Origin of the sequence: Streptomyces sp. NPDC094448 (genome assembly GCF_044763775.1) — a bacterium.
Lineage (GTDB): Bacteria > Actinomycetota > Actinomycetes > Streptomycetales > Streptomycetaceae > Streptomyces.
The window spans coordinates 271,320-289,037 of the sequence record NZ_JBIWGU010000001.1 but is presented as its reverse complement, the minus strand read 5'-3'; the positions used below and the strand labels follow the sequence as shown (position 1 = coordinate 289,037).

General features: G+C 71.3%; 13 protein-coding genes. 2 read left to right on the top strand and 11 right to left on the bottom strand.

Annotated features, from left to right (window positions below; translation table 11 throughout):
• Positions 1-96 precede the first annotated feature (96 nt).
• The 5 genes from ACIQ9E_RS01135 to ACIQ9E_RS01115 form a co-directional block, all read right to left on the bottom strand.
• Positions 97-519, bottom strand: coding sequence for a DUF4247 domain-containing protein (locus ACIQ9E_RS01135; RefSeq protein ID WP_403700012.1), 423 nt, complete (start codon positions 517-519; stop codon positions 97-99).
• The gene (locus tag ACIQ9E_RS01130) at positions 516-1,106 is read right to left on the bottom strand and encodes a DUF2617 family protein (protein WP_403700009.1); all 591 of its coding nucleotides are present in this window, start codon (positions 1,104-1,106) and stop codon (positions 516-518) included. Before ACIQ9E_RS01130 ends, ACIQ9E_RS01135 begins: the two co-directional genes overlap by 4 nt.
• Before the next feature lie 259 nt (positions 1,107-1,365).
• Positions 1,366-3,033: an MFS transporter gene (locus tag ACIQ9E_RS01125; RefSeq protein WP_403700005.1), complete on the bottom strand. Its 1,668-nt coding sequence runs from the start codon at positions 3,031-3,033 to the stop codon at positions 1,366-1,368.
• 159 nt (positions 3,034-3,192) lie between these two features.
• The gene (locus tag ACIQ9E_RS01120; RefSeq protein WP_403700002.1) at positions 3,193-3,591 is read right to left on the bottom strand and encodes a RidA family protein; all 399 of its coding nucleotides are present in this window, start codon (positions 3,589-3,591) and stop codon (positions 3,193-3,195) included.
• Positions 3,588-4,832, bottom strand: a complete 1,245-nt coding sequence (locus ACIQ9E_RS01115; protein WP_403700000.1) for an acyl-CoA dehydrogenase family protein — start codon at positions 4,830-4,832, stop codon at positions 3,588-3,590. Before ACIQ9E_RS01115 ends, ACIQ9E_RS01120 begins: the two co-directional genes overlap by 4 nt.
• A gap of 96 nt (positions 4,833-4,928) precedes the next feature.
• On the opposite strand from ACIQ9E_RS01115, the gene ACIQ9E_RS01110 reads away from it, so the two are divergent.
• Together ACIQ9E_RS01110 and ACIQ9E_RS01105 are read left to right on the top strand one after the other, a co-directional pair.
• Positions 4,929-6,545 carry an AMP-binding protein gene (locus tag ACIQ9E_RS01110; protein WP_403699997.1) on the top strand — a complete coding sequence of 539 codons (1,617 nt, stop codon included), beginning with the start codon at positions 4,929-4,931 and terminating at the stop codon, positions 6,543-6,545.
• Positions 6,546-6,560: 15 nt separating this feature from the next.
• Positions 6,561-7,370 carry a PaaX family transcriptional regulator C-terminal domain-containing protein gene (locus ACIQ9E_RS01105; protein WP_403699994.1) on the top strand — a complete coding sequence of 270 codons (810 nt, stop codon included), beginning with the start codon at positions 6,561-6,563 and terminating at the stop codon, positions 7,368-7,370.
• A 128-nt stretch (positions 7,371-7,498) separates the two neighbouring features.
• Here ACIQ9E_RS01105 and ACIQ9E_RS01100 read toward each other — a convergent pair whose 3' ends face one another.
• The 6 genes from ACIQ9E_RS01100 to ACIQ9E_RS01075 form a co-directional block, all read right to left on the bottom strand.
• Positions 7,499-9,808 carry a bifunctional salicylyl-CoA 5-hydroxylase/oxidoreductase gene (locus ACIQ9E_RS01100; RefSeq protein ID WP_403699991.1) on the bottom strand — a complete coding sequence of 770 codons (2,310 nt, stop codon included), beginning with the start codon at positions 9,806-9,808 and terminating at the stop codon, positions 7,499-7,501.
• 13 nt (positions 9,809-9,821) lie between these two features.
• Positions 9,822-10,649, bottom strand: a complete 828-nt coding sequence (locus ACIQ9E_RS01095) for an enoyl-CoA hydratase family protein (protein ID WP_403699988.1) — start codon at positions 10,647-10,649, stop codon at positions 9,822-9,824.
• A 128-nt stretch (positions 10,650-10,777) separates the two neighbouring features.
• A complete protein-coding gene (gene argF, locus ACIQ9E_RS01090; protein WP_403699985.1) occupies positions 10,778-11,791 on the bottom strand; it encodes an ornithine carbamoyltransferase in 1,014 nt (337 codons plus the stop codon).
• A 221-nt stretch (positions 11,792-12,012) separates the two neighbouring features.
• Positions 12,013-13,245: an arginine deiminase gene (locus ACIQ9E_RS01085; RefSeq protein WP_403699982.1), complete on the bottom strand. Its 1,233-nt coding sequence runs from the start codon at positions 13,243-13,245 to the stop codon at positions 12,013-12,015.
• Positions 13,246-13,382: 137 nt separating this feature from the next.
• The gene (locus ACIQ9E_RS01080; RefSeq protein ID WP_403699979.1) at positions 13,383-16,022 is read right to left on the bottom strand and encodes a polynucleotide kinase-phosphatase; all 2,640 of its coding nucleotides are present in this window, start codon (positions 16,020-16,022) and stop codon (positions 13,383-13,385) included.
• Positions 16,019-17,614 (bottom strand): 3' terminal RNA ribose 2'-O-methyltransferase Hen1, encoded by a 1,596-nt coding sequence (locus ACIQ9E_RS01075; RefSeq protein WP_403699976.1) that lies wholly within the window; start codon positions 17,612-17,614, stop codon positions 16,019-16,021. The genes ACIQ9E_RS01080 and ACIQ9E_RS01075 overlap by 4 nt, the downstream gene beginning before the upstream one ends.
• Between the last annotated feature and the right edge of the window lie 104 nt (positions 17,615-17,718).

Here is a 17,718-nt window from a genome sequence, read left to right as displayed (position 1 = left end):
AACGGTCGTGGTGACGGGCTCGGCGGCACGGTCGCGGTCGGTTGCGCGCGGGCGGCTGCGGTCACGCGCGCGTGGGCACGGTCGCGCGGCCGGGGCTCATTTGCCGGAGCCGGGGCCCCCGCCGCGGAAGCTCTGGGCCGCCGGGTCGGGCCAGGAGGAGGTACGGAGGTGGTGCTGCCAGCGGGAGTAGCCGGAGCGGTAGTCCTGGATCTCGATGAGGCTGCCGCGCGGCTGCTTGGTGACGGCGACGATGTCGTCGTCGTAGCGGAGGTAGACCGTGCTCTCGGCGGAGAGGCGGTCGCGCGAAGCGGTGTTGGTGTGGATCTCGTCGGCGACCGTGTTCGGTACGTCGACGGGGTCGACGTAGCCACCGGTGTTCGGGGTGTACTCGCTGCGGATCCAGTGGATCGGTACGTCGTTGACGTGCGTGGCGCTGCCGTTGCTGTCGTCGTCGCTGGAGCAGGCGGTGAGCGCTGCCGCGGAGAGGAGTATCACGCTGATGCGTAGGGCGGTCTTCATCGGGCCTCCAGCCGGGAGTGCGTCGCCACGATCCGGCGGCTCTGCGGGTAGGTGTGCCAAGTACGCCAGTTGAGCCCGCTGCCGCGGAAGACGTCGGCGCGGTCGCCGCCGGGTCCAGGCTCTGAGACGATTGCGGGGCCGGGCCCGGTTTCAGCTCCGGGGCCGGGAGGACCGGAGCCCGTTCCGGCGTCGACGGTCAGGGCCGTGACCGCCTCCGGCTCGCCGGGGAAGACCCCGTACAGGGCATGGGGATGGCCTTCGGCGCGCTGCACGATCCGGGCCACCCGCCGGGTGAACTCCTCGGGCGGGTAGCGGTGCACCTGGGCGCGGAAACGATACTGCCAGCCGTCGGTCTCCCGGGTGGTGTCCGGCAGACCTCCCGCGCCGCCGGGCAGGCATGCCACGGTCTCGGCAACGGGTCCGGCAAAGACCTGGTGCGAGGCGCCCAGCAGTCGGAGCTGGACGGCGAGCCCGCCGACGGTGAGTTCCCGGACGGCGAGGGCCGCCATCGGGGGATGGCCGAGGGCGAAGGAGAGCTGGTCGGCGTCGGTGTCCTGGTACGGGGTGGCGAGGGTGCGTGCGCTCATGCGCTGCCGTCCGTACGGTGGCCCCGGGCCGGGGTGCTGCCGCACGGCGGGGCGTTCCCCTCTGCCGTACCCATGAGAACGGCAGCTCTGTCCCCCATCGTCACGCCCCCCGTGTTCACTACTGCGCAAGCTTGCCGCGGAGCATGCTACAACTCGCCGGCACGGCCTCTTGAGGTCGGGGGCCGACCCCGGCTCCCGACCTGGTCGGGGGGTACGTCACGGGGTCCGGGCCCTGAGATGCCGCGCGTCGGCCGGAGCCTCAGCCCCGGCCGGAGCCGGGATCGGGGCCCGGGTCCGGACCCGGCCCGGAGCCGGGAGCAGGGCCGGAGCCGGGATCGGGCCCGGGATCGGGGGCGGTACCGGGATCCGGGGCGGTACCGGAGCCGGGGCCGCTGCCTTGGAGGCGTTCGAGGTCGGCGGCGCGGATCCGGAGGACGACCAGGGCGATCACCGCGGCGGTCACGGCGAAGACGGTCGCGGTCACGAACGCCATGGCGATCCCGTGGGTGAGGACCTCCGCTCCCCACGGCTGCGGCAGTTGGCCGGTCCGCCGGAAGGCGAGCTGCTCGGCCGGGGTCGCCTGCCGCAGGAAGGCGGGGAGCAGCCTGCGGGCCTCGTCCGCGCCGGCCGTCCCGAAGACGGTGACCAGGATGGAGAGGCCGAGTGAACCGCCGACCTGCTGGGAGGCGTTCAGCAGTCCGGAGGCCGCGCCGGTCTCGCGCCGCGGTACCCCGGAGACCGCGGTCAGGGTGAGGCTGACGAACTGCATGCCCATCCCGGCGCTGAAGACCAGCATCGGCCCGAGCACGCTTCCCGCGTAGGTCGAATCGGTGTCGATCCGGGTCAGCCAGCTCAGCCCGCCCGCGGCCAGCAGCGCGCCGCAGACGATGAACGGTTTCGGGCCGTAGCGGGGCAGCAGCCGCGAGGTGACGGTGGCGCCGACCGCGATCAGGACGCTCACGGGCAGGAACGACAGGCCCGCGGTGAGGGGGCTGAAGCCGAGGACGTCCTGGACGTAGAGCGTGAGGAAGAAGAACATGCCGAAGATCGCGGCGGACAGGCAGAGCATGATGGCGTACGACCCGGCGCGATTGCGCTCGGCGAACATGTGCAGCGGGGTGATCGGCTGCCGGGAGCGCCGCTCCACCAGCAGGAACACCGTGAGCAGTACGACCGCGGCACCGAACGAGGCCAGAGTGAACCGGTCGCTCCAGCCGTGCTGGGAGGCTCTGATGAAGCCGTACACCAGGGCGACCATGCCGAGGGTCGAGGTGAGTGCTCCGGTGATATCGAAATGCCCGGGATGCCGTCCGGACTCGGGGATTTGGCGCCGGGTGGACAGCAGGATCAGTGCGGCGATCGGAACATTGACGAAGAACACCCAGCGCCAGTCGAGCCACTCGACGAGGATGCCGCCCGCCAGCAGCCCGATCGCCCCGCCGCCCGCCGATACGGCGGCGAACACTCCGAACGCCCGGTTCCGCTCGGGCCCCTCGCGGAAGGTGGTGGTGATCAGGGCGAGAGCGGTCGGGGAGGCGATGGCCCCGCCGACACCCTGGAGGGAACGGGCGGCGAGGAGCTGGCCGGAGTGCTGCGCGAGTCCGCCGAGCAGGGAGGCGACGGCGAAGAGCGCGACACCGGCCATGAACATCCGGCGGCGGCCGAGGATATCGCCGGTCCGCCCGCCGAGCAGCAGCAGACCACCGAAGGTGAGCGTATAGGCGCTGACCACCCACGAGAGATTGGTGGTGGAGAAGTGGAGTGCGCTCTGGATATGCGGCAGGGCGATGTTCACGATGGTGATGTCGAGGACCACCATCAACTGACAGGAGGCGATGATGAGCAGGGCGATGCCCTTGCCGTCGCCGCCGGTCCGGCCCGGCGCGGCGGTCGTGGCCCGCGGCGCTCGGGAGTGGGAGCTGCTCATGACGTGCCGTGCCCTCCCCGGAAGGGGTCGGCCGAGGGTACGGCCGGGCGGCCCGCGGCGCGCGCTCGGTGCGCCGTGTCCACCCATTGACCCTAAGCCCGGCCGTGGGGCACCACCAGTCGATCACCTCCCGGCCGACTCGGGGCCGGTTCTCCGCGCTCAGGGGAGGACCGCCGTTCCATCCAGCTCGACGAGGGCCTGTTCGTCCCAGAGGCGTACGACCCCGATCAGCGCCATCGCCGGATAGTCACGGCCCGCCAGCCGTCGCCAGATCCGGCCGAGCTGGGCGGCATGGGACCGGTAGGCGCCGACGTCCGTGGTGTAGACGGTCACCCGGCAGAGATCGGCGGGGCCGCCTCCGGCTGCGGCGAGTGCACCCAGCAGATTCGCCAGGGCGGTCTCGAACTGCTCGGGCAGGGCCGTTCCCACCAGCACGCCCCGGGCGTCGAGCGCGGTCTGCCCGGCGAGGAACACCAGACGGGAGCCGGTGGCGGTGACGGCGTGCGAGAACCCGGAGGCGGGGGCGAGGCCGTCGGGGTTGGTCCGGTGCACGGTCATGTTCCGCTCCCCCGCCGCCGGGCCGCCGAGTGCCGGGCGTACAGCTCCTTGGCGACGAGGGAGCGCTGGATCTCGCTGGCGCCCTCGTAGATCCGCGGGGCGCGCACCTCGCGGTAGAGATGTTCCAGCAGATGCCCCCGCTGCAAGGCCCGTGCACCATGCAACTGGACGGCGATGTCCACCACGTACTGCGCGGTCTCGGTGGCGAACAGTTTGGCCATCGCGGAGCGCCGGGGCACCTCGGGATCCCCCGCGTCATGGGCGGCGGCGGCACTCAGCACCAGCAGCCGGGCGGCCTCGGTGCGGGTGGCCATCTCGGCGACCTGATGGGCAACGGACTGGAGGTCCTTCAACGGGCCGCCGAAGGCGGTACGGGCGGCGGTGTGGGCGAGGGTCGCGTCCAGTGCGGCCTGCGCCATGCCGACGGCGAAGGCACCGACGCTGGGGCGGAAGAGGTTGAGGGTGTCCATCGCGACCCGGAATCCCGCCCCCGGCTGCCCGACCACATCGGCCGGAGTGACCGGGGTGCCGTCGAAGACGAGGCGGCCGACGGGGTGCGGCGACAGCATCTCCAGGGCGCTCCCGGAGAGTCCGGGCCGGTCGGCGGGTACCAGGAAGGCCGTGATCCCCCGAGAGCCGGTGCCCTCGTCCGTCCGGGCGAAGACGGTGTAGAAGTCGGCCTCGGGCGCATTGGAGATCCACTGCTTCTCGCCGGTCAGCAGCCGGACGCCCCGGCCGGTCCGGGCATCCGGAACGGCCCGCAGCGTCAAGGCCGCCGCATCCGATCCGGCCCCGGGCTCGCTGAGCGCGAAGGCCGCCACGGCCCGGCCCGCCACCACCTCCGGCAGCCAGCGGTGCCGTTGGGCCGGGGTACCCGCACGGGCGATCGGCCAGGCCCCCAGGCCCTGGAGCGCGAGCGCGGTCTCCGCCTCGGTACAGCCGTAGGCCAGGGACTCCCGCATCAGACACAGCTCCAGCGCCCGCCCGGTATCCCCCGGGGCCGCGGACCCGGCCCCGGGCACGGAGCCGGCACCCGCTCCGGGGATGCCTCCGGGCGGCGCGCCCGGCGGCCCGGTGAACATCCTGTTCAGCAGTCCCCGTTCGCCGAGGGCGGCCAGCAAGGGGCGGTTGACCCTGCCGGGTTCACCGCGGGCCGCCAGTGGCCGCAGCTTCCCGACGGCCAGCTCCCGCAGTTCGGCACACCAGGCGATCTGTACCGGGTCAAGGGAGAATACGGGCATCCGTCCCCCATACATCTCAGCTATCGCGGACAGTTGACTGTCGTCATCACAACGATACGCTCCCTGCACGACCCCACCACGAGAAGGGGGCGCACCATGGAGCTGACACCCTCGGCCCATCTCGACACCTTCGCGCGCGATCGGCTGCCGCCCGCCGAGCACTGGCCCGACCTCCTCTTCGAGCTGCCCGAGCTGGCCTACCCCGACCGGCTCAACTGCGGCCATGAACTCCTCGACCGCACCATCGAGCGGTTCGGCCCCGACCGCCCGGCCTTCCGCACGGCCACCGGCGAGACCTGGTCGTACGGAGAGCTGCGCGACCGCGTCGACCGGATCGCCCGGGTCCTCGGCAGCCGTCTCGGCGTGGTCCCCGGTCACCGTGTCCTGCTGCGCGGCCCGACCACCCCCTGGCTGGCCGCCTGCTGGCTGGCCGTGATGAAGGCGGGCGCGATCGCGGTGACCGTACTGGCCCAGCACCGGGCCGAGGAGCTTGCCACCATCGGCGAACTGGCCCGTGTCAGCCATGCCCTGTGCGATGTCCGCTCCCTCGCCGAATTGCGCGCCGCACGGCTGCCGGACCTGCGGATCACCCCCTTCGGCGGCGACGACTCCGGCGATCTGCTCGGGCTCGCGGCCCGGTCCCCCGCCGGGCCCGCCCCCGCGGTCCCGACCGCGGCGGACGACGTCGCCCTGATCGCCTTCACCTCGGGCACCACCGGCAGACCCAAGGGCTGTCTGCACTTCCACCGCGATGTGCTGGCCGTCGCGGACACCTTCTCGGCCCGGATACTCCGGCCCTCCCCGGACGACCTCTTCGCCGGCAGCCCTCCGCTCGGCTTCACCTTCGGCCTCGGCGGACTCGTCGTCTTCCCGCTGCGCGCGGGGGCCTGTGCCCTGCTGCTGGAGCGGTCGGGACCCGAGCAGCTGCTGCCCGCGATCGGCGAGCACGGAGTCACCGTGCTGTTCACCGCGCCGACCGCGTACCGCCTGATGCTGGCCGACCCCCGGCGCTGCGACCTCCGCTCCCTGCGTCGCTGCGTCTCCGCCGGCGAGAACCTGCCCGCCGCCACCTGGCAGGCCTGGTACGAGCGGACGGGCCTGCGCATCATCAACGGCATCGGCGCCACCGAACTGCTCCATATCTTCCTGTCGGCGGCCGACGAAGCCGTCCGGCCGGGCACCACTGGCCTCCCCGTCCCAGGCTGGCAGGCTCGTGTGGTCGACACGGCCGGCCGGTCCGTCCCCGACGGCAGCCCCGGGCTGCTCGCCGTCCGCGGTCCCGTCGGCTGCCGCTATCTCGCCGACCCTCGTCAGGAGGAGTACGTCCGGGACGGCTGGAACCTCACCGGCGACACCTACGTTCGGGAGCCCGACGGCTGGTTCCGCTATGTCGCCCGCGCCGACGACATGATCATCTCGGCGGGCTACAACATCGCCGGGCCCGAGGTGGAGGAGGCACTGCTCCACCATCCCGACGTCATGGAAGCGGCCGTCGTCGGCCGGGACGACGAGCTGCGCGGCCAGATCGTGGTCGCCTATGTCGTCCTGCGCGGTGGTGTCCCGCCGGGCGACGCCACCGCCGAGGCGCTCGGCGCCGCCGTCCGCTCCAGGCTCTCCCCGTACAAATGCCCCCGCGCCTTTGTCTTCCTCGATGCGCTCCCCCGCACGCCCACCGGCAAGCTTCAGCGCTTCCGGCTGCGGGCCGGGAACTGAGCCTAGAGTGATCACGTGGCCGACCAGCACACCCCCCGCTCGCTCATCGTCACCCTCTACGGCGCCTACGGGCGCGAACGCCCGGGGCCGCTCCCGGTGGCCGAGCTCATCCGGCTGATGGGTGCGCTCGGTGTCGACGCGCCTTCCGTGCGCTCCTCCGTCTCGCGGCTCAAACGGCGCGGTCTGCTGCTGTCCGCGCGCACTCCCGACGGCTCGGCGGCCTACGCACTGTCGCAGGACGCCCACCAGCTTCTCGACGACGGCGACCGCCGCATCTACGACCATCGCACCCCCCTTCTCTCCGACGGCTGGGTCCTGGCCGTCTTCTCCGTGCCCGAGGCCGAACGCCACAAGCGCCATCTGCTCCGCTCCCGCCTCCACCGGCTCGGCTTCGGCTCGGCGGCACCGGGTGTGTGGGTCGCCCCCGCCCGGCTGTACGAGGAGACCCGGCACACCCTGCGCCGGCTCCAGCTCGACCCGTACGTCGAGCTGTTCCGCGGTACCCACCTCGGCTTCGCCGCGACCTCCGAGGCCGTGGCGAGCTGGTGGGACCTCGGCGCCGTCGCCAAGGCGCACGAGGAGTTCCTCGACTCCCACGAGCCCGTACTCCGCCGGTGGTCGTCGGGGCGGACCGGTTCGGCCGAGGACGCCTACCGGGACTATCTGTTCGCCCTGGACTCCTGGCGGCGACTGCCCTACACCGATCCGGGCCTTCCGATCGAACTCCTGCCGGAAGGCTGGCCCGGCGGCCGCTCCGCCGGGGTGTTCCGTCAGGTGCACGATCTGCTGCGGGAGGCCGGCGCCTCGTTCGTCCACCGGGAGTGACGGAAGCCCCGCCACTCGCTACGGAGAGTGTCCCTCGCTCAGGCGGTCTTCGAACCCTTCTGGCGAGTTGTCGCCAACATGTTCGACCGATGGTTCCCGATCGTTGTCGCCGACAGCGCCGCCCGGGTTCACCGTTCGGCGGAACCGCCCGACCGCGGGCGGGGCACCTCCTTGCGCCCGGTCGGCGGTCTGCGGCTGCCCGCCCGGTACTGCGGGGGCCAGGGCGCTCCCGGGCCGGTGTACCCCTGTTCGGCCGCCGCGTGCAGCGTCCAGTGCGGGTCGTACAGATGGGGCCTGGCCAGTGCGCACAGATCCGCCCGGCCCGCCAGCAGCAGCGAGTTGACGTCGTCCCAGGAGGAGATCGCCCCCACGGCGATCACGGGCACCCCCAGGGCGTTGCGGATCCGGTCCGCGTACGGAGCCTGGTACGACCGCCCGAACTCGGGCCGCTCCTCCGCGACGACCTGTCCGGTGGAGACGTCGATCGCATCGGCGCCGTGAGCGGCGAAGGCCGCGGCGATCGCCACGGCCTCCGTGTCCGACGTGCCTCCGGGCGCCCAGTCGGTCGCCGAGATCCGGACGGTCATGGGCCGCTCCTCGGGCCAGACGTCCCTGACCGCGTCGAAGACCTCCAGCGGAAAGCGGAGCCGCCCGGCGAGATCGCCTCCGTAGCCGTCGGTGCGCCGGTTGGTGAGCGGCGAGAGGAATCCGGAGAGGAGATAGCCGTGCGCGCAGTGCAGTTCGAGCAGGTCGAATCCGGCGTCGGCGGCCCGGCGCGCGGCGGCGGTGAACGCGTCCCGTACGGCGGTCATACCGGACCGGTCCAGCGCCGTGGGCACCCGCCCGTCCGGCCGGTAGGGCAGGGCGGACGCGGCGACCAGGGACCAGTTGCCGTCGGGGAGGGGTTCGTCGGCCCCTTCCCACATCCGCCGGGTGGAGCCTTTCCGTCCGCTGTGGCCGAGCTGGATGCCGATGGCCGTACCGGGAGCCGCGGCATGCACGAAGCCGGTGATCCGCCGCCAGGCCGCCGTCTGCTCTTCGCTGTAGAGCCCGGCGCAGCCGGGGGTGATCCTGCCCCGGGCGGTCACACAGACCATCTCGGTCATCACGAGCCCGGCGCCGCCCAGGGCCCGCGCCCCCAGATGGACCAGGTGGAAGTCGCCGGGGACACCGTCCACCGCCGTATACAGGTCCATCGGCGAGACGACGATCCGGTTGCGCAGGGTGAGTCCGCGCAGCCGGAACGGGGTGAACATCGGGGGTGTGCCCGGAGGGCAGCCGAAGTCGCGGTCGACGGCTGTGGTGAACACCGGGTCCCGGAGTCCCAGGTTGTCGTGGGTGATGCGGCGGCTGCGGGTCAGCAGGTTGAAGGCGAACTGCCGCGGGGGCTGTCCCGTATACATCTCCAGTTGTTCGAACCAGCGCAGGCTGGCCAGCGCGGCGCGCTGCGTCGACTCGACGACCGGGCGGCGCTCCGCCTCGTACCCGGCGAGCGCATCGTCGAGCAGGGGGTGCTCCTCGACGGCGGTGGCCAGCGCGAGGGCGTCTTCGACGGCGAGTTTGGTGCCGGAGCCGATGGAGAAGTGGGCCGTATGGGCCGCGTCGCCGAGGAGGACGGTACGGCCGTGGGTCCAGCGTTCGCTGACGATGGTACGGAAGGCGGTCCAGGTGGAGTCGCCGTGCCGGAGCCCCCGTCCGCCGAGGGTTCCGGCGAAGATCTCGGCACAGCGGTCCACGGTCCAGTCCGGTCCCCGATCCGCCGGTGCGGTGTGGAATCCTGCCGCCCGCCACACCTCTTCCCGCATTTCGACGATCACGGTGGAAGCGTCGGGAGCGTAGGGGTAGCCGTGGAGCTGCATCACTCCGAAATCGGTCTCGGCGATATCGAAGCGGAAGGCGTCGAAGGCGAAGTCGGCGGCCAGCCAGCGGTAGCGGCAGTCATGGGTGGTGACGGTGGGCCGGTACGCCTCAGGGGCAGCCTCCCTGGTGCCGCTGCCCGCTCCGTCGGCCGCGACGACGAGGTCGTGGCCGGCGGCGAGTTCGGCGGCGGGCGGTGCAGGGGTACGGAAGCGGAGCCGTACGCCCAGCTCCGTGCAGCGCCGGTGGAGGAGGGCCAGCAGTCTCTGCCGTCCGAGGGCGGCGAAGGCGTGTCCGCCGGAGGTGAGGGTCCGGCCGCGGTGGACGATGTCGATGGCGTCCCAGCGTACGAACTCCCGGCGGAGGGACCGGTGGACAACGGGGTCGGCGTGTTCGATCGCACCGAGCGTCTCGTCGGAGAGGACGACTCCGAAGCCGAAGGTGTCCCGGGGTGTGCGGCGTTCCCAGACGGTGATGGTCCGGCGCGGGTCGTGGCGTTTCAGCAGGGCGGCGGCGTAGAGCCCGCCGGGGCCGCCACCGATGACGGCGATCCGCAGCGGCCGCATCCGGTGACCGGTCATGGCCGGTGCCCGGTCATCGCCCGTGCCCTTGCGGTGGGCGTTGCGCGGTGAAAGCAGCGTGGAATTCCGCATAGTCGGCGCCGGTCATCAGTAGTGACTGGGTGGCGGCGTCCAACTCCACCGAGGCGGCCAGCGGCATGTCGAGTTCGGCCGTGAGCAGTGCTTTGGTCTGGGCCTGGGCCAGGGCCGGACCGGCGGCCAGGCGGGCCGCCAAGGCGGCGGCGCGCTCTCCGGCGGCGCCTTCGGGGACCAGTTCGCTGATCAGGCCGATCCGTTCCGCTTCGGCTGCGGTCACGGGCTCTCCGAGCATCAGGAGCCTGGTGGCGTGGCCGAGGCCGACGGTCCGGGGCAGCAGATAGGCGGCGCCCATGTCGCCACCGGAGAGGCCCACCCGGGTGAAGAGGAAGGAGAATCGGGCGGTCGGGTCGGCGATCCGGAAGTCCGCGGCGAGCGCGAGGACGGCACCCGCTCCTGCGGCCACTCCGTGCACGGCGGCGATCACCGGGAACGGGCACTCCCGGATGGCCCGTACGGTCGCACCGGTCATCCGATTGAAGTCGAGGAGTTCCGCGGTGTCCAGGGCGAGGGTGGCGCCGATGATCTCGTCGATGTCGCCGCCCGAGCAGAAGCCCCGCCCCTCGCCGGCGATCACCAGTGCCCGCACGGATCGTTCCCGTGTCAACTGGGCGAGGAGATCGCGCAGATCGGCATAGGCGCCGAAAGTGAGGGCGTTGAGCTTCTGCGGGCGGGCCAGGGTCACCGTGGCAACTCCGTCGGCGACCGAAAGCCTCAGATGGCGCCATTCCTCGGTGGGTTGGACGGATCCGGTAAAGGGGCTCATGGAAGGGGCCTCCTCCGGCGGCGGGTACCGCTGCCCCGCGTCTGCCTCCTCCGAAGCTATCACCATGTTCTGACTTCCGTCACGAGTGCGCGATACCCGGCGCCTCCGTCACCTCCCGGCGGGGACCGTCAGCCATAGACACCCGATCCCAGGGTCGCCACCATCACCGCCTTGATGGTGTGCAGCCGGTTCTCCGCCTCGTCGAAGACGACGGAGTGCATGGATTCGAAGACCTCGTCCGTCACTTCCAGCTCCGTCAGACCGTGCGACTCATGGATGTCCCGGGCCACCGCCGTCCCGAGGTCGTGGAACGCAGGCAGGCAGTGCAGGAATTTCACATCCGGATTGCCGGTGGCGCGGAGGACGTCCATGGTGACCGTGTACGGCCCGAGGGCCTTGATCCGCTCGTCCCAGACCTCCTTGGGCTCACCCATCGACACCCAGACGTCGGTGGCGACGAAGTCCGCGCCTCGGACCCCCTCGGCGACCTCCTCGGTGAGGGTGATCCGGGCTCCGCTGTCCGCGGCGATCTCCCGGGCCCGGAGCTGGATCTCCTCGGCGGGCCAGTACGCCCGGGGGCCGACGATCCGGACGTCCATGCCCAGCAGGGCACCGGTGATCAGATAGGAGTTGCCCATATTGAAACGGGCGTCGCCGAGATAGGCGAAGGCGATCTCCTCCAGCGGCTTGTCACTGTGCTCGGTCATGGTGAGCACATCGGCGAGCATCTGGGTGGGGTGCCAGTCGTCGGTGAGGCCGTTGTAGACGGGGACGCCGGAGTGGTCCGCCAGTTCTTCGACGGTCGACTGGGCGTCGCCGCGGAACTCGATGGCATCGAACATGCGACCGAGCACCCGGGCGGTGTCCTTCGCGGTCTCCTTACGCCCGATATGCGATCCGGCCGGGTCGATATAGGTCGTCGCGGCACCCTGGTCTGCGGCGGCGACCTCGAAGGCGCAGCGGGTACGCGTCGAAGGCTTCTCGAAGATCAGGGCGATGTTCTTCCCGCGCAGAAACTGCTGCTCGCTGCCGGACCGCTTGGCCGCCTTCAGCCGTGCCGCCAGGTCGACGAGTCCACGGAACTCCCCGGCGGAGAAGTCCAGCTCCTTGAGGAAGTGGCGGCCTTCGAGGTGTATCGCCATCGCGTGCTCCTGGGTCGGTCGCGGCAGTGGTCATGGAAGTATATGCGATTACCCGCATCACTATACAGAATGTCCGCCGGCTCGCACGGACAAACCCCGGGCACGGATTCCGCCACCGGGCTGACGAGGGGAGGAGGGGAAGGACACGGAGAAGAAAGGGAGAGAAGACAAGGGGGAGGAAGGGGAGGGAAACGGAGGAGGACGGGGTTCCGGGCCCGGCCTCAGACGGCATCGCGTTCGACGGGACAGCTCATGCACCGGGGCCCTCCCCGCCCCCGCCCCAGTTCGCTGCCCGGGATCTCGATCACCTCGATGCCCTGTTTCCGCAGATGTGTGTTGGTGGTCGCGTTGCGTTCGTAGGCGACCACCACCCCGGGTTCGACGGCCAGCACGTTGCATCCGTCGTCCCACTGTTCGCGCGCGGCGGCGTGGACGTCCTGGGTGGGGGTCAGGACCCTGATCTCCTTCAGCCCGAGGGCGGCGGCGATGGCGCTGTGCATCTGCTCGGGCGGATGGTCGCTGACGCGCAGGGCCTGCGGGCCGTCCGCGGGTTCGATCGTGTACGAGCGGAGCATGCCGAGTCCCGCGTACTGGGTGAAGGTGTCGCCGTCGACCATGGTCATGACGGTGTCGAGATGCATGAAGGCCCGGCGTTTCGGCATGTCCAGGGCCACGATGGTCCGCGCCGAGCCGGCCGCGAACAGCCCCTTGGCCAGCATTTCCACCGCCTGAGGGGTGGTCCGCTCACTCATGCCGATGAGGACCGCGCCGTTCCCGATGACGAGGACGTCCCCGCCCTCGATGGTGGAGGGGTAGTCGGCCTGCCCGCGTGACCAGTGGTGGAAGGGCCCGGCCTGCGGCCCGGTGAAGAGCGGATGATGGGTGTAGATCGCCTCGAAGTGGACGGTCTCGCGCTGCCGGGCGGGCCAGCGCATGGCGTTGATGGAGACGCCGTCGTAGATCCAGGCCGAGGTGTCGCGGGTGAAGATGTGGTTGGGCAGCGGGTCCAGCAGGAAGTCGTCCAGTTCCATCGCGTGGAACCTTACGGAGATGGGCTCGGGGTGCCCGGCGAGGAATTCCCGTTTGGTCATCCCGCCGACCAGGGCCGCCACCAGGTCCGTGGTGGTCATCTCGTCGAAGGCGGCGCGCAGATGGCCGGTGGCGAGCGGCCCGTACTCCTTCTCGTCGAAGACCCGGTCGAGGACGAGCGCCCGCGCCTCGGGGATCTCCAGCGACTCGCGCAGCAGATCCCCGAAGAGATGGACTTCGACGCCGCGGTCGCGCAGGACGTCCGCGAAGCCGTCGTGTTCGGCGCGGGCCCGGCGGACCCAGAGCACGTCGTCGAAGAGCAGTGCGTCCTTGTTGCCGGGTGTGAGCCTTTTCAGCTCCAGATCGGGCCGGTGCAGTACGACCCGGCGCAGCCGCCCGGTCTCGGAGTCGACTTGGAATCCCATGCCCCTATCCTCACCGGCCGCGCGGCCGTTCACCCGGTGGACACCGGCACCGTCGTACGGCCGTCCGGGCCCGGCAGCCCGGGGCCCGGGGCGGTGCGCACCTCGCGGCACCGCCCCGGGCTCCGGCGGCGGTGGGATCAGAGCCTCGGGTCGACGGGCTCCGACTCCAGGGCCAGCACGGCGAAGACCGCCTCGTGGATCCGCCACAGCGGCTCCCCCGCGGCGAGCCGGTCCAGCGCCTCCAGGCCGAGGGCGTATTCGCGCAGGGCGAGCGACCGCTTGTGGTTGAGGAAGCGCTTCCGCAACTGTTCGAGGTGGACCGGACGGGTGTACTCCGGTCCATAGATGATCCGGAGGTACTCCCGGCCCCGGACCTTGATCCCGGGCTGGACCAGGGCGCCCTTCGGAGTGCGTGCCAGCGGCCGGAGCGGTTTGACCACCATGCCCTCGCCGCCCTCCTCGGTCATCGCCAGCCACCAGTCGGTTCCGGCGCGGACGGACTCCTCGTCGCCGGTGTCGACGATCAGCCGCCGGGTGGTCCGGACGAGCCCGGTCGGGTCGTGGGCCACCAGCCGGTCGAGCAGGGTGAGCTGTTCGTCGTGGGGTACGTCCGCCAGGGAGCGGCCTTGGACAGCGAGGATCTGGAACGGCGCGAACCGCACCCCTTCCAGACCGTCCGTCGTCCAGCAGTAGCGGCGGTAGGCCTCGGTGAATGCGGCCGCGTCGACGGCTCGTTCCCGCTGGGCCGCGAGCAGCCCGCCCACATCGACGCCCCGGGCCACGGCTGCCTCCAGCGCGGCCGTGGCCTGCGGAAAGACCGCTCCCGCCGCCGCGCCCACGGCCGCGTACTGCCCGCGCAGCAGCCCGGACGCCTTGAGTGACCAGGGCATCAGCTCGGCGTCCAGCAGCAGCCAGTCGGTGTTCAGTTCGTCCCAGAGGCCGGCCGCCGTCGCGGCTTCGCGCAGTCGGCCGATGATCTGCTCGGTGAAGGCTTCGTCGGCGAAGAAGGGCCGTCCGGTACGGGTGTAGAGCGCACCGGTCGGGCCGCCGGTACCGTCCGGGGTGCCGACGCCGAAGCGGTCGTGCGCGGTCGCCGGGTACCGGCAGACCAGGGCGACGGCCCGGGAGCCCATGTGCTTCTCCTCGCAGACGACCCGGGTGACGCCGTCGTCGCGGTACTGGGCGAATGCCTCGGCAGGGTGCTCCAGATAGCCGTCCTCCTTCGAGGTCGCGGTCGGCGCCATGGTCGGCGGGAGATAGGTGAGCAGCCGGGGGTCGACGGCGAACCGGCTCATCACTTCCAGGGCGGCTGCCGCGTTCTCCTCGCGGACGCCGATCCGGGCGAGATGGGTGGTCTCGACGACTCTCCGTCCCTGGACGTCGGCGAGGTCGAGCGGCCGCCCTTCGCGAGCGCCGGGCGCCTCGGTCAGCAGCGGTTTGACCGGTTCGTACCAGATCTGTTCGGCGGGTACGTCGACGAGTTCGCGCTCGGGCCAGCGCAGCGCGGTCATCTTTCCGCCGAAGACCACTCCGGTGTCGAGGCAGATGGTGTTGTTGATCCACGAGGTGTTGGGTACGGGGGTGTGTCCGTAGACGACGGCGGCCCGGCCGCGATAGTCCTCCGCCCAGGGGTAGCGGACGGGCAGGCCGAATTCGTCGGTCTCGCCCGTGGTGTCCCCGTAGAGAGCGTGCGAGCGGACCCGGCCGGAGGTGCGGCCGTGGTACTTCTCCGGCAGTCCGGCGTGGCAGACGACGAGGGCACCGCCGTCGAGTACGTAATGGCTGATCAGCCCTTCGATGAAGACCCGCACCTGCTCGCGGAAGGCGGGGTCCTTCCGGTCCTCCTGTTCCAGCTGGGCAATGGTTTCGGCGAGTCCGTGGGTGTGCTGGACATTCCGTCCCTTGAGGTAACGGCCGAGCTTGTTCTCATGGTTCCCGGGGACGCAGAGCGCGTTGCCGGAGCCGACCATGGACATCACCCGCCGCAGGACGCCGGGGCTGTCCGGTCCGCGGTCGACCAGGTCTCCGACGAAGACGGCGGTCCGGCCGTCCGGGTGGGCGCCGTTCTCGTATCCGAGCTTCGCGAGCAGGGTGTCCAGCTCGGAGCTGCATCCGTGGATGTCACCGATGATGTCGAAGGGACCGGTGAGGTGCCGGAGGTCGTTGAAGCGGCGCTCAATGACGATTTCGGCCGCGTCGGCCTCGGCGGTGCTGCGCAGGATGTGCACCTTGCGGAAGCCTTCGCGTTCCAGACCGCGCAGGGAGCGGCGCAGTTCGGCACGGTGGCGTTTGATGACCCGGCGGGGCATTGCGGCCCGGTCGGGGCGGAGGGCGTTCCGCTCGGCGCAGACTTCCTCGGGCAGGTCGAGCACGATGGCGATGGGCAGCACGTCGTGTTCGCGCGCCAGTCTCACCAGCTGCTTGCGGCTCTCGGTCTGCACGTTGGTGGCGTCGACGACGGTGAGCCGTCCGGCGGCGAGCCGCTTGCCCGCGATGCAGTGGAGGACGTCGAAGGCGTCGCCGCTGGCCGACTGGTCGTTCTCGTCGTCGGCGACAAGGCCCCGGCAGAAGTCCGAGGAGACGATCTCGGTCGGCTTGAAGTGGCGGCGGGCGAAGGTGGACTTGCCGGAGCCGCTGGCGCCGATGAGGACGACGAGGGAGAGGTCGGTGACCGGGAGACGGCGTGTCTGCGGCGCACCGGGCACGGTGTCCCCGGGGGCCGTTCCATCCGTGGTGCTGATGGTGCCGGTGGTACCGGTCTTGTGCGGGGTGGTCATGCGGCCTTCGCCTCCTTCTCGCTGCCGTCGTCTCCGGTGCGGCCGGTGTCGCGGGGGTCGTGGGTGTTTTCGACAGGAGTGTTCCCGGTACGGGTGTTCCCGGTCGGGGCATTCCCGGTGCGGCCGTTGCCGCGGCCAGGGCTGCCGTCTTCGTCGTTACGGGTGAAGACCGCCATCTGGGTCGGCGGGCCCACCTCGGGGTCCTCGGGTCCCACGGGCAGGTACGCCACGGTGTAGCCGTGCCGTACGGCGACCTCGTCCGCCCAGCTCCGGAACTCCTCCCGGGTCCATTCGAAGCGGTGGTCCCCATGGCGTACGTGTCCGGCGGGCAGGGTCTCCCAGCGGACGTTGTACTCGACGTTCGGCGTGGTCACGACGACGGTGGCGGGCCGGGCCGAGCGGAAGACCGCGTACACCAGCGCGGGCAGCCGCGGCAGGTCGAGATGCTCGATGACCTCGCTGAGCACGGCGGCGTCGTAGCCCTTCAGCCGGGTGTCGGTGTAGGTGAGCGCCCCCTGGAGGAGGGTCACCCGGCCGGCCTGCCGTTCTCCCATCCGGTCCAGCTTGAGGCGGCGGGCCGCGACCGTCAGCGCCCGTACGGAGACGTCGACGCCGACGATCTCGGTGAAGCGGACGTCCTTGAGGAGAGTCTGCACCAGCTGGCCCTGTCCGCAGCCCAGGTCGAGGACCCGGCTCGCGCCCGCGGCTCGCAGTGCCCCCATGATCGCCTCCCGCCGCTGCTCGGCGAGCGGAACAGGCCGCTCCGCGGTGTCGGTGGTCTCGTCCACGGCGTTGTCGACGTCCTCGACGTCGAGGTGCTCGGCCTCGGCCAGGCGGACGAGTTCCAGCCGTTCCGCGGCCCGCCGGGTCAGGCTCCAGCGGCGGGAGAGATAGCGGCTGGTGATGAGCCCGCGTTCGGGGTGACCGGCCAGCCAGCCCTCACCGGCCCGGATCAGCTTGTCCACCTCGTCCGGTGCGACCCAGTAGTGCTTGGCGTCGTCGAGGACCGGGAGCAGGACGTACAACTGCCGCAGCGCGTCGGAGAGCCGCAGCTCGCCCTCCAGGACGAGCTGTACGTAGCGCGAGTCGCCCCAGTCGGGGAACTGTTCGTCCAGCGCCACCGGACGGGCCTCGACCCGGTCCCAGCCCAGCGGGCCGAAGAGCTTGGCGACCAGTTCGGGGCCGCCGCGGGCCGGGAGGGCCGGTACCTCGATACGGAGCGGCATCGGGGTCTCGGCCCGCTCCGGGAGGGCGGTGCACTGTCCGCGCAGGGCGCTCTTGAAGACCGTGCTCATCGCCACGGCCAGCAAGGAGGAGGCCGCGTAGGGACGGTCGTTGACGTACTGCGCGAGGGCGGCATCGGGCGTGCCGCCGCGCCCCTTCTCCTTGCCGCGCCGGACCAGTGCCACCGGATCGACTTCCAGGAGCAGTGCGGCCGTGCAGCACTCGGCGGACGCCTCGGGGTAGAAGACGTGTGCCCGCCCGTGCGAGGTGGAGAACGACTGCGCCTTGCCGGGGTGCTTGTGCAGCAGAAAGCCCAGGTCGGTGGCGGGTCGTTCGGTGGTACCGGTCGTTCGGATCGTCAAGAACACCTGACCGATTATGGAGGGTTCGGGAGTACGGATGCCGGGAATATTGGCCCGCTCCGGGGAGGGACGGCGCCTGCCGCCCCTTCCCATCCCCTCCGGCCGCCGGG

Bases quoted from the DNA above. Each gene is read 5' to 3' on its own strand.
- ACIQ9E_RS01135 (WP_403700012.1), bottom strand. From the start codon at position 519: ATGAAGACCGCCCTACGCATCAGCGTGATACTCCTCTCCGCGGCAGCG.
- ACIQ9E_RS01130 (WP_403700009.1), bottom strand. From the start codon at position 1,106: ATGAGCGCACGCACCCTCGCCACCCCGTACCAGGACACCGACGCCGAC.
- ACIQ9E_RS01125 (WP_403700005.1), bottom strand. From the start codon at position 3,033: ATGAGCAGCTCCCACTCCCGAGCGCCGCGGGCCACGACCGCCGCGCCG.
- ACIQ9E_RS01120 (WP_403700002.1), bottom strand. From the start codon at position 3,591: ATGACCGTGCACCGGACCAACCCCGACGGCCTCGCCCCCGCCTCCGGG.
- ACIQ9E_RS01115 (WP_403700000.1), bottom strand. From the start codon at position 4,832: ATGCCCGTATTCTCCCTTGACCCGGTACAGATCGCCTGGTGTGCCGAA.
- ACIQ9E_RS01110 (WP_403699997.1), top strand. From the start codon at position 4,929: ATGGAGCTGACACCCTCGGCCCATCTCGACACCTTCGCGCGCGATCGG.
- ACIQ9E_RS01100 (WP_403699991.1), bottom strand. From the start codon at position 9,808: ATGACCGGTCACCGGATGCGGCCGCTGCGGATCGCCGTCATCGGTGGC.
- ACIQ9E_RS01095 (WP_403699988.1), bottom strand. From the start codon at position 10,649: ATGAGCCCCTTTACCGGATCCGTCCAACCCACCGAGGAATGGCGCCAT.
- argF (WP_403699985.1), bottom strand. From the start codon at position 11,791: ATGGCGATACACCTCGAAGGCCGCCACTTCCTCAAGGAGCTGGACTTC.
- ACIQ9E_RS01085 (WP_403699982.1), bottom strand. From the start codon at position 13,245: ATGGGATTCCAAGTCGACTCCGAGACCGGGCGGCTGCGCCGGGTCGTA.
- ACIQ9E_RS01080 (WP_403699979.1), bottom strand. From the start codon at position 16,022: ATGACCACCCCGCACAAGACCGGTACCACCGGCACCATCAGCACCACG.